This is a genomic window from Magnetospirillum aberrantis SpK, from assembly GCF_011022235.1.
Taxonomy (GTDB): Bacteria; Pseudomonadota; Alphaproteobacteria; order Rhodospirillales; family Magnetospirillaceae; genus Magnetospirillum; species Magnetospirillum aberrantis.
The window spans coordinates 158,633-171,403 of record NZ_JAAIYP010000007.1 but is presented as its reverse complement, the minus strand read 5'-3'; the positions used below and the strand labels follow the sequence as shown (position 1 = coordinate 171,403).

At 63.9% G+C, this 12,771-nt stretch carries 14 protein-coding genes; 9 read left to right on the top strand and 5 right to left on the bottom strand.

Annotated features, from left to right (window positions below):
• Positions 1 to 2 precede the first annotated feature (2 nt).
• Positions 3 to 680, bottom strand: coding sequence for a Crp/Fnr family transcriptional regulator (locus tag G4223_RS02110; protein ID WP_163674333.1), 678 nt, complete (start codon positions 678 to 680; stop codon positions 3 to 5).
• Between the two features lie 208 nt (positions 681 to 888).
• On the opposite strand from G4223_RS02110, the gene galU reads away from it, so the two are divergent.
• From galU to G4223_RS02095, 3 genes are all read left to right on the top strand, one after another.
• Entirely contained in the window at positions 889 to 1,764 is an 876-nt protein-coding gene (galU, locus tag G4223_RS02105; RefSeq protein ID WP_163674331.1) for a UTP--glucose-1-phosphate uridylyltransferase GalU, read from the top strand.
• Between the two features lie 343 nt (positions 1,765 to 2,107).
• Positions 2,108 to 3,109 carry a cytochrome-c peroxidase gene (locus G4223_RS02100; RefSeq protein WP_163674329.1) on the top strand — a complete coding sequence of 334 codons (1,002 nt, stop codon included), beginning with the start codon at positions 2,108 to 2,110 and terminating at the stop codon, positions 3,107 to 3,109.
• An 88-nt stretch (positions 3,110 to 3,197) separates the two neighbouring features.
• Positions 3,198 to 4,322 (top strand): NapC/NirT family cytochrome c, encoded by a 1,125-nt coding sequence (locus G4223_RS02095; RefSeq protein WP_163674327.1) that lies wholly within the window; start codon positions 3,198 to 3,200, stop codon positions 4,320 to 4,322.
• An 88-nt stretch (positions 4,323 to 4,410) separates the two neighbouring features.
• Here the strand turns inward: G4223_RS02095 and G4223_RS02090 are convergent, their stop codons facing one another.
• The 4 genes from G4223_RS02090 to G4223_RS02075 all read right to left on the bottom strand — a co-directional run bounded on the left by G4223_RS02090 (position 4,411) and on the right by G4223_RS02075 (position 7,495).
• Positions 4,411 to 4,581 carry a hypothetical protein gene (locus G4223_RS02090; protein WP_163674325.1) on the bottom strand — a complete coding sequence of 57 codons (171 nt, stop codon included), beginning with the start codon at positions 4,579 to 4,581 and terminating at the stop codon, positions 4,411 to 4,413.
• Positions 4,582 to 4,755: 174 nt separating this feature from the next.
• The gene (locus G4223_RS02085) at positions 4,756 to 5,277 is read right to left on the bottom strand and encodes a hypothetical protein (RefSeq protein ID WP_163674322.1); all 522 of its coding nucleotides are present in this window, start codon (positions 5,275 to 5,277) and stop codon (positions 4,756 to 4,758) included.
• A gap of 104 nt (positions 5,278 to 5,381) precedes the next feature.
• Complete coding sequence (locus G4223_RS02080; RefSeq protein ID WP_163674319.1) at positions 5,382 to 6,758, bottom strand: ATP-binding protein; 1,377 nt, start codon at positions 6,756 to 6,758, stop codon at positions 5,382 to 5,384.
• Positions 6,755 to 7,495, bottom strand: a complete 741-nt coding sequence (locus G4223_RS02075; protein WP_163674316.1) for a response regulator — start codon at positions 7,493 to 7,495, stop codon at positions 6,755 to 6,757. The genes G4223_RS02080 and G4223_RS02075 overlap by 4 nt, the downstream gene beginning before the upstream one ends.
• 194 nt (positions 7,496 to 7,689) lie before the next feature.
• Here G4223_RS02075 and G4223_RS02070 point away from each other — a divergent pair, with 194 nt between their 5' ends.
• The 6 genes from G4223_RS02070 (at position 7,690) to G4223_RS02045 (ending at position 12,170) form a co-directional block, all read left to right on the top strand.
• The gene (locus G4223_RS02070) at positions 7,690 to 8,106 is read left to right on the top strand and encodes a hypothetical protein (RefSeq protein ID WP_163674313.1); all 417 of its coding nucleotides are present in this window, start codon (positions 7,690 to 7,692) and stop codon (positions 8,104 to 8,106) included.
• Positions 8,107 to 8,195: 89 nt separating this feature from the next.
• A complete protein-coding gene (locus G4223_RS02065) occupies positions 8,196 to 9,230 on the top strand; it encodes an SGNH/GDSL hydrolase family protein (protein ID WP_163674310.1) in 1,035 nt (344 codons plus the stop codon).
• Positions 9,231 to 9,285: 55 nt separating this feature from the next.
• Positions 9,286 to 9,954, top strand: a complete 669-nt coding sequence (hisG, locus tag G4223_RS02060; protein ID WP_205762326.1) for an ATP phosphoribosyltransferase — start codon at positions 9,286 to 9,288, stop codon at positions 9,952 to 9,954.
• The gene (hisD, locus tag G4223_RS02055; protein ID WP_163674305.1) at positions 9,941 to 11,242 is read left to right on the top strand and encodes a histidinol dehydrogenase; all 1,302 of its coding nucleotides are present in this window, start codon (positions 9,941 to 9,943) and stop codon (positions 11,240 to 11,242) included. The genes hisG and hisD overlap by 14 nt, the downstream gene beginning before the upstream one ends.
• A 6-nt stretch (positions 11,243 to 11,248) precedes the next feature.
• Positions 11,249 to 11,722 carry a UPF0262 family protein gene (locus G4223_RS02050; protein WP_163674300.1) on the top strand — a complete coding sequence of 158 codons (474 nt, stop codon included), beginning with the start codon at positions 11,249 to 11,251 and terminating at the stop codon, positions 11,720 to 11,722.
• 1 nt (position 11,723) lies between these two features.
• Positions 11,724 to 12,170 carry an arsenate reductase ArsC gene (locus tag G4223_RS02045; protein WP_163674298.1) on the top strand — a complete coding sequence of 149 codons (447 nt, stop codon included), beginning with the start codon at positions 11,724 to 11,726 and terminating at the stop codon, positions 12,168 to 12,170.
• The last annotated feature ends 601 nt before the right edge of the window (positions 12,171 to 12,771 follow it).

Below are 12,771 nucleotides of genomic sequence, written 5' to 3'. Positions count from 1 at the left end.
GGTCAGGCGCCGCTTTCCTGGGGGGGCAGCTTGACGACGCCGCGCCGGTCGTAACTGAGCCGGCCGGCGGCGGCAAGTTGGCTGAGCGCACGCGACACCGTTTCCGGCGAATGCCCCAGCAACAGGGCGACGTCCTGATAGGACATAGGCAGCACCAGCGACGTCGTGCCGTCCTTTTCCGCCTGTCCGACCACGGCGGCCAATTCGCGGAAGAAATACATCAGCCTGTCACCCAGCGACAGGCGGTTGACCCGGCTGCGATGTTCCCAGGCGGTGCGCAGGGTTTGCGCCAGATCGCGGTGCAAGATGCCTTGCAGCCGGGGATCGTCCTGATAGGCAGAGGCGATCACCCGTACCGGCACATGCCAGATGACGCAATCGGTCAAGGTGGTGGCGGTGGTGGCGTGGCTTTCCTCGGCCACCAGCGAACGGTGGCCGAAAAAATCGTGCGGGCGCACCATGTGCACCAGCGGCGCGTTGCCGTCCTCGTCCTCCTGGACCAGGGCGACCACGCCGGACAGCATCTGGTAAAGGCCGGTGTTGGCCTGACCGCTTCGGAACAACACGGTCCGTGCCGGCACGTTACGGGTGTAGATGCATGAAGTTATTCCGGTGCAGTTGCACAGGTCCCGGCGGCACATGGTGTGGCCGAGGTCTTCGCAACGGATGCGAACATTCATTAAATCGCAGTTGCACCCTAAGGTCATGTCATTCCCTGCGAACGTTCACCCGATCCCAGTCCTATTTATCGCATGCATCTAGAGGGGTCGGCAACATACCACTTTGTAGGAGAGGTATGCCCCAAATTCGCCTTCATCGAACCATGGTCGCAACACATTGAAAGAAGATGCTTGCACCTATCGAACAACATGCGAGGACATGACGTCCATGGTCCGTAAAGCCGTTCTTCCCGTCGCCGGTCTTGGAACGCGGGTGTTGCCCGCGACCAAGGTATTGCCAAAGGAATTACTTCCGGTAGTGGACAAGCCGCTGATTCAATACGCGGTCGAGGAGGCGGCCGAGGCGGGCATCACCGAGATCGTTCTGGTGACCGCCAAGGGCAAGGAATTGCTGGCCGATCATTTCGACACCGCCCCCGAGTTGGAGCGTCAGCTTGAGGCGCGCGGCAAGGCGCAATTGCTGGAAATCGTCCGTTCCACCTGTCCCAAGGGCGTCTCCGTCACCACCGTACGCCAGCCGGCGCCGTTGGGGCTGGGACATGCGGTATGGTGTGCGCGTCCCGTGGTGGGCGACGAGCCTTTCGCGGTGCTGTTGCCCGACGACCTGATCTTTGGGAAGCCCGGTTGCCTGAAGCAGATGGTGGAACAGTGGCGGGAAACCCGCGGCCATTTGGTGGCGGTGGAAAACGTGCCGCTGTCCCAGGTTGACCGCTACGGCATTCTGGACGTGATCGAGGAGGTTGGCTCGCTGGCCCGTGCGCGGGGCATGGTGGAAAAGCCCAAGCCGGACGAGGCTCCCTCGACTTTGTCGGTGATTGGTCGCTACATCCTGGAACCGGTGGTGTTCGACTTCCTGGAACGCCGGCACAAGGGGCAGGGGGGCGAGATCCAGTTGACCGACGCCATCGCCGCCACCATCGCTCAGGTCGGTCTGTCGGGACTGCGTTTTGCCGGCACCCGTTATGACTGCGGCAACAAGGCCGGCTATGTGGCGGCGATCGTCGATGCCGCCCTGGCCCATCCCGAGACTGCGGCGGCGCTGTCGGCGCATCTCGCGGCGCTGTCGGGACGTCGGGTGGCGTAACCCGCGATCCCTTCAAGCAAAGATGGGGCGGCTTTGGCCGCCCTTTTTTGTGTCCAGCCCTTTGGCTTAGGTACTTTCCCTGGCCGAGGGTGGGAAAGGGGCAGCCCGAAAGGGGAGGTGGGTGTTTTTCAGATTGGAATTTCTCCAATGTGTAGTTGGAATCACTCAAATCATTGACGTATCTCAATGCAGCGCAATCACTTTGGGAAGAGCGTGTGGCTCGAGACGTGGTCCCCTCGGCGCTAGGTCGGGCATGACCCGGGGGTGGGTCGGGACCGGCGTTTCAGTTTTCCGTTTCCTGATGACAGGGGACGGCACCGCTACCATCCAAAGGGGGATTGCAATGTCTTTGCGCCACACTTTGTCCCTGGCCGTCGTGCTGGCCGCCACCGCGGGCCTTGCCCATGCCGCTCCGGCTTCCGACGAGCCGATCCAGCCGCTCGAGGCGCCCAAGGTAAAGAATGCCGGCATGGTCGAGCTGGGCAAGAAGCTCTATTTCGATCCGCGTCTGTCCAAGTCCGGCTTCATTTCGTGCAACTCGTGCCACAACCTGTCCATGGGCGGCACCGACAACCTCAAGACCTCGATCGGCGACCACTGGCAGCAGGGTCCGATCAACTCCCCGACCGTGCTGAACTCCAGCCTCAACCTGGCTCAGTTCTGGGACGGCCGCGCGATGACGCTGAAGGATCAGGCCGGCGGCCCGATCGCCAACCCCGGTGAAATGGCGTCGACCCATACCCTGGCCATCGCCGTGCTTCAGTCGATCCCGGCCTATGTGGCGGAATACAAGAAGGTGTTCGGGTCCGACAAGGTCGACATCGAAGGTGTCACCAAGGCCATCGCTGCCTTCGAGGAAACCCTGATCACCCCGAATTCGCGTTTCGACAAGTGGCTGAAGGGCGACAAGAAGGCCCTGACCAAGGACGAGATCGCCGGTTACGAACTGTTCAAGGATTCGGGCTGCACCGCCTGCCACAACGGCCCGGCCGTCGGCGGCAACTCGTTCCAGAAGATGGGTGTGGTCGAGCCGTACCAGTCCACCAGCAAGGCCGAAGGCCGCGTGGCGGTGACCAAGGAAGAGGCCGACCGCTTCAACTTCAAGGTTCCGACCCTGCGTAACGTCGAGATGACCTATCCCTACTTCCACGATGGCGAAGCCGCGACCCTGACCCAGGCGGTCGACACCATGGGCCGCATCCAGCTGGGCAAGAGCTTCACCAAGGAAGAGAACGCCAAGATCGTCGCGTTCCTGAAGTCCTTGACCGGCGACCAGCCGTCGTTCCTGTTGCCGATCCTGCCGCCGTCGACCGACGCCACCCCGCGTCCGACTCCGTTCGAGTAAGGCAGCGAGAAACGGTACGAACAAAGTGTGACACAATCGGGCGGCAGAAATGCCGCCCGATCCTTTCTGTGGGACGGGGTCGCCAGTGTTGAGGACGAAGAATTGGGTGTGGGTCGCCGTGACCGGCATGGTTGTCGGCGTGATCGGTTGGGGCGGGTTCAACACATTGCTCGAGGCCACCAACCGCATGGAATTCTGTGTTTCGTGTCACGAGATGCGCGACAACGTCTATGCCGAATACCAGAAATCGCCCCATTACCTGAATGCCTCCGGCGTTCGCGCCACCTGTCCCGACTGCCATGTTCCCAAGGACTGGACCCACAAGCTGATCCGCAAGGCCCAAGCCAGCGGCGAGTTGTTCCATTGGGCGATCGGGTCCGTCGACAGCCGCGAGAAATTCGTGGACAAACGCCACGCCTTGGCCAAGCGCGAATGGCAACGCATGCGTGACAGCGACTCGCGGGAATGCCGCAACTGCCATTCCTTCGACGCCATGGATTTCCACAAGCAATCCATGAAGGCGGCCCGCGCCATGCGCGACGCGGCCCGCGCCGGCGGCACCTGCATCGACTGCCACAAGGGTGTGGCCCACGCCATGCCCGACGTCAACGCCGAGCATCGCAAACGCCTGGCCGCCTTGCGGGAAACCGCCCGTACGACCGAGATCAAGCCGGGAGACGTGGTCTATTCCGTCGAGCCCTTGTCCTTTGGGCTGGAGCAGCCGCCATCCGATCCCGATTCCGCCGATGGACAGTTTTCGGCGGCTGTCGCGTTGCATGTGCTGGCGCGCGACGGCGACGTCCTCAAGGTTCGGTTGGACGGCTGGTTCCGCGAGGACATGACGGATACGGTCTTCAGTCAGCTGGGACGCCGCAACACGCTGGCGACCCTGGCCGTTGCCGCCCAGGAAGGGGTGGTGAAAGGCGACAAGGCCGTCGATCCCGACAGCGAGGAGGAATGGACCAAGGTGCGTGTGGAGGCGTGGGTCAAGGATGGACGTTTCCTGTCCGATCCGGCGCCGCTCTGGGACTATGCAGCGCACATCAACCAGGACGCCTGTACCTTGTGTCACGACGCGCGCCGCGGCGAGGAGTTCACGGTCAGCCGTTGGATCGGCCACATCAATTCCATGAAACGCCAGACAGAACTGACCGAGGCCGAGGCGCGGATGTTGCTGTCCTATATGCAGGCCAACGCCAAGGATGCCCGCTGAACGGCGTCGGGTGAACATGAAAACGCCGGGCAAGGGGGGAACTTGCCCGGCGTTGGTTTTCCCAGGAAACAAGGAGCGGCAAATACTCTCAGCGCCGCAGCATGCGGTTACGGACGCTGGTCAGGGTGTTACGCAGCTCCGGGTGGTGGGGAAGAAGGCGTTCGGCCAGTTCATGGGCACGCACGCGGTCGATGGAACCGGAGTTGAACTCCACTTCCAGCAACTTCGCCAATTGAATCATGTCGTCGTAAGTCTTCATTTTTCTCTCCCGCCACCGGAGTTCGTTGGTCGAATTTGACCATGCTGTAACGCGAAGAGAAAGAAATCGGAGGTATATGCTTCGCCGGAACGGTGGCGAACGGTTTTTTTCTTCAGCCTTGGTATAGTAACCCGTCGAAGACGCATAAAATGCGATCTGTTTTTGGGGCGGCGGCTATTGCTTTGAGACGATGTTGAGATTGGCCTCCAGCGCCAAAGTCAGCGGGCAGGGGGCGCGTTCCTCGCCGTTGACGATGCAGCGGCCGGGCCAGCCGCCCAGGCTTTCCTGGTCCAAAACCAGGTACTGCGCGGTCTTGCACGAGTAGAGCCGTTCCGATGCCTGCCCTGGCGCCAGCGCGCCGGTAGGCACCATCCAGGTATTCAGTTCCGATTTCTCGCGGTCCAGGGTCCGCATCAGCGCGTAGGTCGAGATGGTGGCGGAACCGGAATTGACCGAACGCACCACGAAACGGCAGGCGGCCCGGTCGGGCACGCCTGGGTACATCACCTGTGTCACGGTGATCTTCAGCCCTTCCACCCGGTCGGTGACGATGGCGGGAGGCTGTAGCCGAGCCTGCTGGATGGCGATGGCGGGGGGCGCTTCCTTGTCGCCGCTGCCCGACGACGCGGTCGCCGCGGGTGCAAGCGCCGCCAGGGACAGGGCCGAGATCATGACCAGTACCGCTTTGCGTCTCAACCTGTTCTCCCTCGGGTGGACGCCCCGTCCCCCAACCTGTTGGCATTCTCCCACTGTGCGCTTCCGTCGTCCAACGGCGAAAAGAATCGAATTGTCGCGTGGGTTCAGTTTCGTGGGCGGGGAAGGGTCAGGGTGACCCTGAGACCGCCTTCCGGCCGGTTGGACAAAGTGATGTCGCCACCGTGGGCGCGGGCGGCGGCCCGCGCCACCGACAATCCCAGCCCGGTGCCGCCGGTCTCGCGGTTACGGCTGGCCTCGAGCCGGACGAAGGGGGCGAAGACCCGTTCGAATTCCGCTTCCGGGATGCCGGGGCCATCATCGTCGACGGTGACCGTTACCGTGCTGCCGGTTTCGGACAAGGTCGCGCGGGTGTTGCCGCCGTATTTGCGGGCGTTGTCCAAAAGGTTCGCCATCAGCCGTTTCAGCGCCAGCGGACCGGCCGGCAGCACCAGACGCTCGGGACCGTCGTAACTGGCGCCCAGATCGTCTGCCAATCCCTGGACCAGGGCGGCGACATCCACCGGCCGGCGCGCCTCTCGCGTGGCGTCGTCGCGGGCGAAGGCCAAGGTGGCGGCGATCATGTGCTCCATCTCTTCCAGGTCGGCCAGCATCTTGGCCCGTTCCCCGTCATCCTCGACGAATTCGGCCCTGAGCCGCATGCGGGTGATCGGCGTGCGCAGGTCGTGGCTGATGGCCGCCAGCATTTGGGTGCGGTCTTCGACGAAGCGGCGGATGCGTGCCTGCATGACGTTGAAGGCGTGGGCGGCGGCCCGGATCTCGCGCGGGCCTTTTTCCGGCAGCGGCGGCGCGGCGACGTCGGTGCCCAGCCGCTCGGCGGCGGCGGCGAAGGTGGCGAAGGGGCGGGCGGCGCGGCGGACGGCCCACAGGGCGGCGCCGGTGACCATGGCGAGCACGCCGAGCAGCAGGACCAGGAAACGCGGTTGCCACATGGTTTCGCCGCCTTCAAGCGGCACCATCACGTTCAACCAAGAATCGTCCACCAGCCGTACCGAGATGCGCAAGGCCGGGCCATGGACGAAGCCGAAGCCGCCCATCATTCCCCGTCCGCGGCTGTAGCGCCGGCCGGTTTCCTCGGACGGTGGCGGTTCCGGCGGCGGTTTGATCGAGACGCGGATCTCGTGGCCTTCGAGGTGCTTCCCCAGATGGCGGGCCACCGCCGCGCCCAGCCCGTCCGGGTCGCTGTTCTCGGGCACCACCGGGTTGACGCCCCAGCCGGCACGGAAGCCGGGGGTGTCCATGTTGTGCAAGGTGATCCGCCGGGCCTCGGGGGCGGTGCTTTCCAAAAGATTGACCATGGACGCCACCCGTTCAGCGGCGTTGCGTCCGCCCAAGGCGGCCAGCGCCTCGGAACGTTGGTTGGCGAAGGTGAGCAGGGCGGCTCCCAACGCTCCGACCAGCGCCGCCACCAGGACCAGCGCGGTCCGGCCCAAAAGGGTGTCCGGCAAGACCTTGAACCTCATGACCGCGTCACCTCGGGCGTGAACAGGTAGCCGCCACCGCGCACGGTCTTGATCAGTTGCGGGTCCTTGGCGTCGTCGCCCAGCTTGCGGCGCAGCCGGCTGACCTGGATGTCGATGGAGCGGTCGAAGGGAATAGCCTGTCGGCCACGGGCGAAGTCCAGCAACTGGTCGCGGGACAGCACCCGGCGCGGATGTTCGACGAAAGCCAGCAACAGGTCGAATTCGCCGGCCGACAAGGTGGTCACCACGCCGTCGGCGCCCAGAAGGTCGCGGGTCGCCACGTCCAGGACCCAATCCTGGAAACGGTATCGTTGCCCACTACCTTCCGCCATCGGAGCGGAGGAGGGGACAGGGGTGCCGCCCGGCTGGGCCCGCCGCAGCACCGCCTTGATGCGGGCCAGCAATTCGCGTGGGTTGAACGGCTTGGGAACGTAGTCGTCGGCCCCCATCTCCAATCCGACGATGCGGTCGGTGTCCTCGCCCATGGCGGTCAGCATGACGATGGGGACCACCACGCCCTGGCCGCGCAGCCGGCGTGTCAGGCTCAGCCCGTCCTCGCCCGGCATCATCAGGTCCAGCACCACCAGGTCGATGGGCCAATCGGCCAGGGCGCGCTCCATCTCGACGCCGTCCTTGGCGGTGGTGACGCGCAGACCGTGTTTGTCCAGGAAGCGGGCCAGCAGATCGCGGATTTCGCGGTCGTCGTCGACCACCAGGATGTGGGGTTGGTTTTCCATGGCTTCAGTATATGGGGTTGGCTTTCCTCGGCTTCAGTATAGCGCGAGGCCGGGTTTTCCGTCGTGGAAGTTGGTAACGGCGGGTAACAGAGACGATACCCGTCGTTACCATTTTCACAATCGTCCTGTTACACGCCGGCGGTGGAATGAGGCCATCGGTTCTTCCCCACTCATTTCCCCCATCGGAGGATGTCATGAAGATTCTTACCCGTATCGCCGCCGCCGCCCTGATCGGTCTTGGTATTGGCGCCATCGACGCCAGCGCCCAGAACGCGCCGGTTCCCCCCGCCCCGCCGGCCAAAGCCGAGTTGCCGTCCCCGCTGACCGCCGAACAGATGAAGGTTGTGGTTTCCGCCCGCCTGATCCAGATGCGCAGCGACCTCAAGGTCGGCAAGGTGACGGAAAAGGACGCCGACACCTATGACGTCGAGTTGCTCAAGGCTGACGGCACGATTGCCGAACACGCGCTGGTCGACAAGATTTTCGGCCGTCCCTCGGGCGCCCTTCAGATGGGCCGGTTCGGCCGTCATCATGGCTTCGGCGGCCCCGGTGGCTGTGCCATGGGCGGCTTCGGTCCCGCCGCGTTCGGTCCCGGCGCCGTCCAGCGCTGACCGAGGGGACGGGCGGAGGGGTTCCCCCCTTTCCCCTCCGCCCGCCTTGGTTCATTTGACCGTTACCGCCCAGGCGGCTATAAGGCGCAATGCGCAAGATTCTGACCGTTATCGCCGTCAACCTTGGTCTGCTGCTGAGCGCGGCCGTCGTCGCCGAACTGGTGTTCGGCACATGGTTCAGTTCGGAACCTTTGGACCAGTTGGGGTTGGTGCGTAACCTCAAGACCACCATCTCCGCCGGAAGCCTGTACGAGGGCGGCGGCGATTTCGCCTATCAGCGTGACCAATGGGGCTTTCGCGGTCCCGGCGTCGATCCGGCGCAAGTCATCATCCTGACCGTCGGCGGCAGCACCACCAACCAGCTTTACCTGCCCGACGATGCCACCTGGCAAGCGGTGATGGAACGCGAATTGGCGGAACGCGGGCACGCGGTGGTCGTGGCCAATGCTGGCATCGACGGGCAAAGCACCATCGGCCACCTGCGCGCCATGACCGAATGGTTTCCCCATGTGCCGGGGCTCAAGCCGCGATTCGTGCTGTTCTATGTCGGCCTCAACGACGTGCACACCGGCGGTGGTTCCGTCGACACCCTTCGTCATTCCAGCCGTATCAAATGGTTCCGCCAGCACAGCGCCCTGTGGCAGGCGGGAACCAAGGTCGTGGGCATGTTCGTCGCCCGCCGTGCCCGGTTGACCCACCAGCGGGTAGATTATGACACAGCGCAGTGGACGGACATCGCGGTCGAGCCCGACTGGCCGTCCAAGGCTGCGGCGGACATCGATTCCTACAAGGATCGGCTGCGTGAACTGGCGCGGCTGTCTCACGACATGGACGCGGTTCCGGTGTTCGTGACCCAGACCCGTGGCGACTTCAAGGTCGTGGACGGCAAGGTTCTGGGGATGGTCGAGGAAGGTGGCCTGAACGGCGTGGATCATTATATCCGGGTCAGCGCGTTCAACGCCGCCCTGCGCGAGGTGTGCGCCGAGCAAGGCTGGGTGTGCCTGGACATGGCCCGTGAAGTGACATTTGAAGTGGGCGACTTCTACGACTATCTGCACAATACCCCGAAAGGCGCGGCCAAGGTTGGCCATTGGCTGGCGACCAAGCTGGCGGGGCTGGTATAGCGGGGGGTTTTTGGGTAAAGATGCCCCCCTTTCGCGGAGTTCCGAGATCGTGGTGATGGAAGACAAATTGGTGATCGCGTTGCCCAAGGGGCGCATTCTCGACGAATGCATGCCCTTGGTGCGGGCCGCCGGCATCGAGCCGCAGGCGGAGTTCGACAATCCCAAGACCCGTCTGTTGCGTTTCGCCACCAACCATCCCCATATCGACATCATCCGGGTGCGGTCGTTCGACGTCGCCACCTTCGTCGCCTTTGGCGCGGCCCATTTGGGCGTCGCCGGCAACGACGTGCTGATGGAATTCGACTATCCCGAGATCTACGCGCCGCTCGACCTTGGCATCGGCGCCTGCCGGTTGTCGGTGGCGGAACCCGTGGACATGGCGGAAAACGACGATCCGCGCCGCTGGAGCCATGTGCGCATCGCCACCAAGTATCCCGAGACCACCAAGCGGTTCTTCGCCGAACGCGGTGTCCAGGCGGAATGTGTCAAGCTGAACGGCGCCATGGAACTGGCGCCCAGCCTGGGGCTTTGCTCGCGTATCGTCGATCTGGTGTCCACCGGTTCGACCATGAAGGCCAACGGCCTCAAGGAGGTCGAGGTGATCGCCCAGGTGACGAGCCGGCTGATCGTCAACCGCGCGGCGCTCAAAACCCGTCCGGGCGAATTGACCGGATGGATCGAGAAGTTCCGTGCCGCCGTGGAGGCCGTCAATGTTGCGGCTTGACGCATCCCAGGGCGATTTCGAGGACCGCTTCCTCGAATTGCTGGACATGAAGCGGGAAAACGACGCCGACGTGAACGCCGCCGTCGCCGCCATCATCGCCGACGTGCGCAAGCGTGGCGACGACGCCGTGGTCGAGTACACCAAGCGCTTCGACCGTCTGGTCCAATTGTCGGCCGACACCTTGCGCATCACCACCGCCGAGGTGGACGCCGCCGTCGCCCAGGTGGACGCGGAACTGGTCCGTTCCTTGGAACTGGCGGCAGAACGCATCCGCGATTTCCACCGTCGCCAATTGCCGGAAAGCTATGCCTATACCGACGCCGCGGGCGTGCGGCTGGGCTGTCGCTGGAGCGCGGTCGAGGCCGCCGGCCTTTACGTGCCGGGCGGAACCGCCGCCTATCCGTCCAGCGTGCTGATGAACGCGCTTCCGGCCAAGGTGGCCGGGGTCGAACGTCTGGTCATGGTGGTGCCCACCCCCGACGACAAGCTTAATCCGCTGGTCCTGGCCGCCGCCCGTCTGGCCGGTGTGGACGAAATCTATCGCGTGGGCGGTGCCCAGGCGGTGGCCGCCTTGGCCTTTGGCACCGCGACCATCCGCCCGGTGGACAAGATCGTCGGCCCCGGCAACGCCTATGTGGCCGCCGCCAAGCGTCAGGTGTTCGGTGCCGTCGGCATCGACATGATCGCCGGGCCATCGGAAATCCTGGTGGTGGCGGACGGCGCCAACGATCCGTCCTGGATCGCCGCCGACCTGCTCAGCCAGGCCGAGCACGACACCGCCGCGCAATCCATCCTGATCACCGACGATGCCGCTTTCGCCGACCGGGTGGCCGGGGCTGTCGAAGGCCATCTGGCGGTGCTGCCGCGCGCAGCCATCGCCCGCGAAAGCTGGGAGGCGCACGGCGCCATCATCGTGGTTCCCGACCTAGAGGCCGCCGTGCCGCTGGTGGACCGGATGGCGCCCGAGCACCTGGAACTGGCGGTGGCCGACCCGGATGCCCTGGCCGCCAAGATCCGCAACGCGGGCGCCATGTTCCTCGGCCGCTACACCCCCGAAGCGGTGGGCGATTACGTGGGCGGACCCAACCATGTGCTGCCGACCGCGCGTTCGGCCCGGTTCTCGTCCGGGCTTGGCGTGCACGATTTCATGAAGCGCACCACCATGCTGGGCTGTGACGCGGATTCCCTGCGGGCCATCGGGCCGGCGGCGGTCGCCCTGGCCGGGGCCGAGGGGTTGAGCGCCCACGGCCTGTCGGTGGCGCTCAGGCTCAACCTGCCCAGGGGCTAGGGTCGGGTGCCGCACCGCAGCCGCATCGCACACGTCCAACTGGACGAAAAGACCATGGTGCGGCGCCGGCCCGAGGTCGAGCACGAGCGCAACATCGCCATCTACGACCTGCTGGAGGAGAACTACTTCGCTCCTCACGGCGAGTTCGTCGGCCCCTACCATCTGCATCTCAGTCTGGCCGACAACCGGCTGATGTTCGACGTGCGTACGCCCGAGGGGACCGACCTGATGGATTTCGGGCTGCCTTTGCGGCCGTTCCAATCCATCGTCAAGGATTACTTCCTGATGTGCGAGAGCTACTACTCGGCCATCAAGAAGGCGACGCCGTCGCAGATCGAAGCCATCGACATGGGGCGGCGCGGTCTGCACAACGAGGGCTCGGAACTGCTCAGGGAATGGCTGGGGGCCAAGGTGGACGTGGATTTCGACACCGCCCGGCGATTGTTCACGCTGGTCTGTGTCCTGCATATCCGGGGCTGACATGGCCGGCGACCTGCCTTCGGCCGTCTTGTTCTGTTGCACCTTCAACGCCATCCGCTCTCCCATGGCGGCCGGCATCTTCCATCGTTTCCACGGTAAAAGCGTCTATGTGGATTCGGTGGGGGTCAAGACCGACCTGGTTGATCCCTTCGCCATCCAGGTCATGGATGAAATCGGCATCGACATCTCGCGCCACAAGCCCAAGACCTTCGAGGAACTGGAGGACGACAGCTTCGACGTCATCGTCAGCCTGAGTCCCGAGGCCCAGCACAAGGCGGTCGAACTGACGCGCACCAATTCCTGCGAGGTCGAGTTCTGGCCCACCTTCGACCCCACCTTGGTCGAAGGATCGCGTGAGGCGCGGCTTGACGCCTATCGTCAGGTGCGTGACGAGTTGATGCGCCATATCCTCCAGCGTTTCCCCACCCAAAGTCTGGCGCGGGAATAGGCGAAAGAGCTTCCGGTGGGGAACCTCTGCTACGTTATCCCTGGGTTTGATCTCACGGGCGTCCGGTTGAGGGGCGACAACAGAAGCAAATGCTCGCCGTCAGCTCAGCGGCCCAGCGTTTTCGAAAATGATCAGGCCGGTCGTCGTCCGCGTCGTTCAGCACCGCCTTTTGCAAGTCGAGTATTCCCTGTCGCATTCCCTGCGGCAGTCTGGCCGATCCTCCACGAGGGCGAAGGAGCACGATTTACTGCATGCTGACTGGCTGCGCCGACAGTCGGATTCGCAACTGGCTTTGCTGTAGCGCTCGTTGATCACCGGAGCGGGGTGGCGTGGCGAGGCATTAACAAAACCGCATTGGGAGGTATCGCCCCTATCGCAATTTCTCGCGTAACATAGTTGGGATTCGAAACTGCCGGAGGGATAAGCCGTGCAGTCCTCGCTACGGGCTACCGTCTTGCCGCCCCACAGACTCGCTGCCATCAGAACTGCAAGCACACCGGCGACAACAAGGGCTATGCGCTTGTTCATCGCAAGTCTCCTAAATTTTATGTCATAAAATAGCATATCGTCAATATATTGTCTACCATTGGTGTATTTGGCT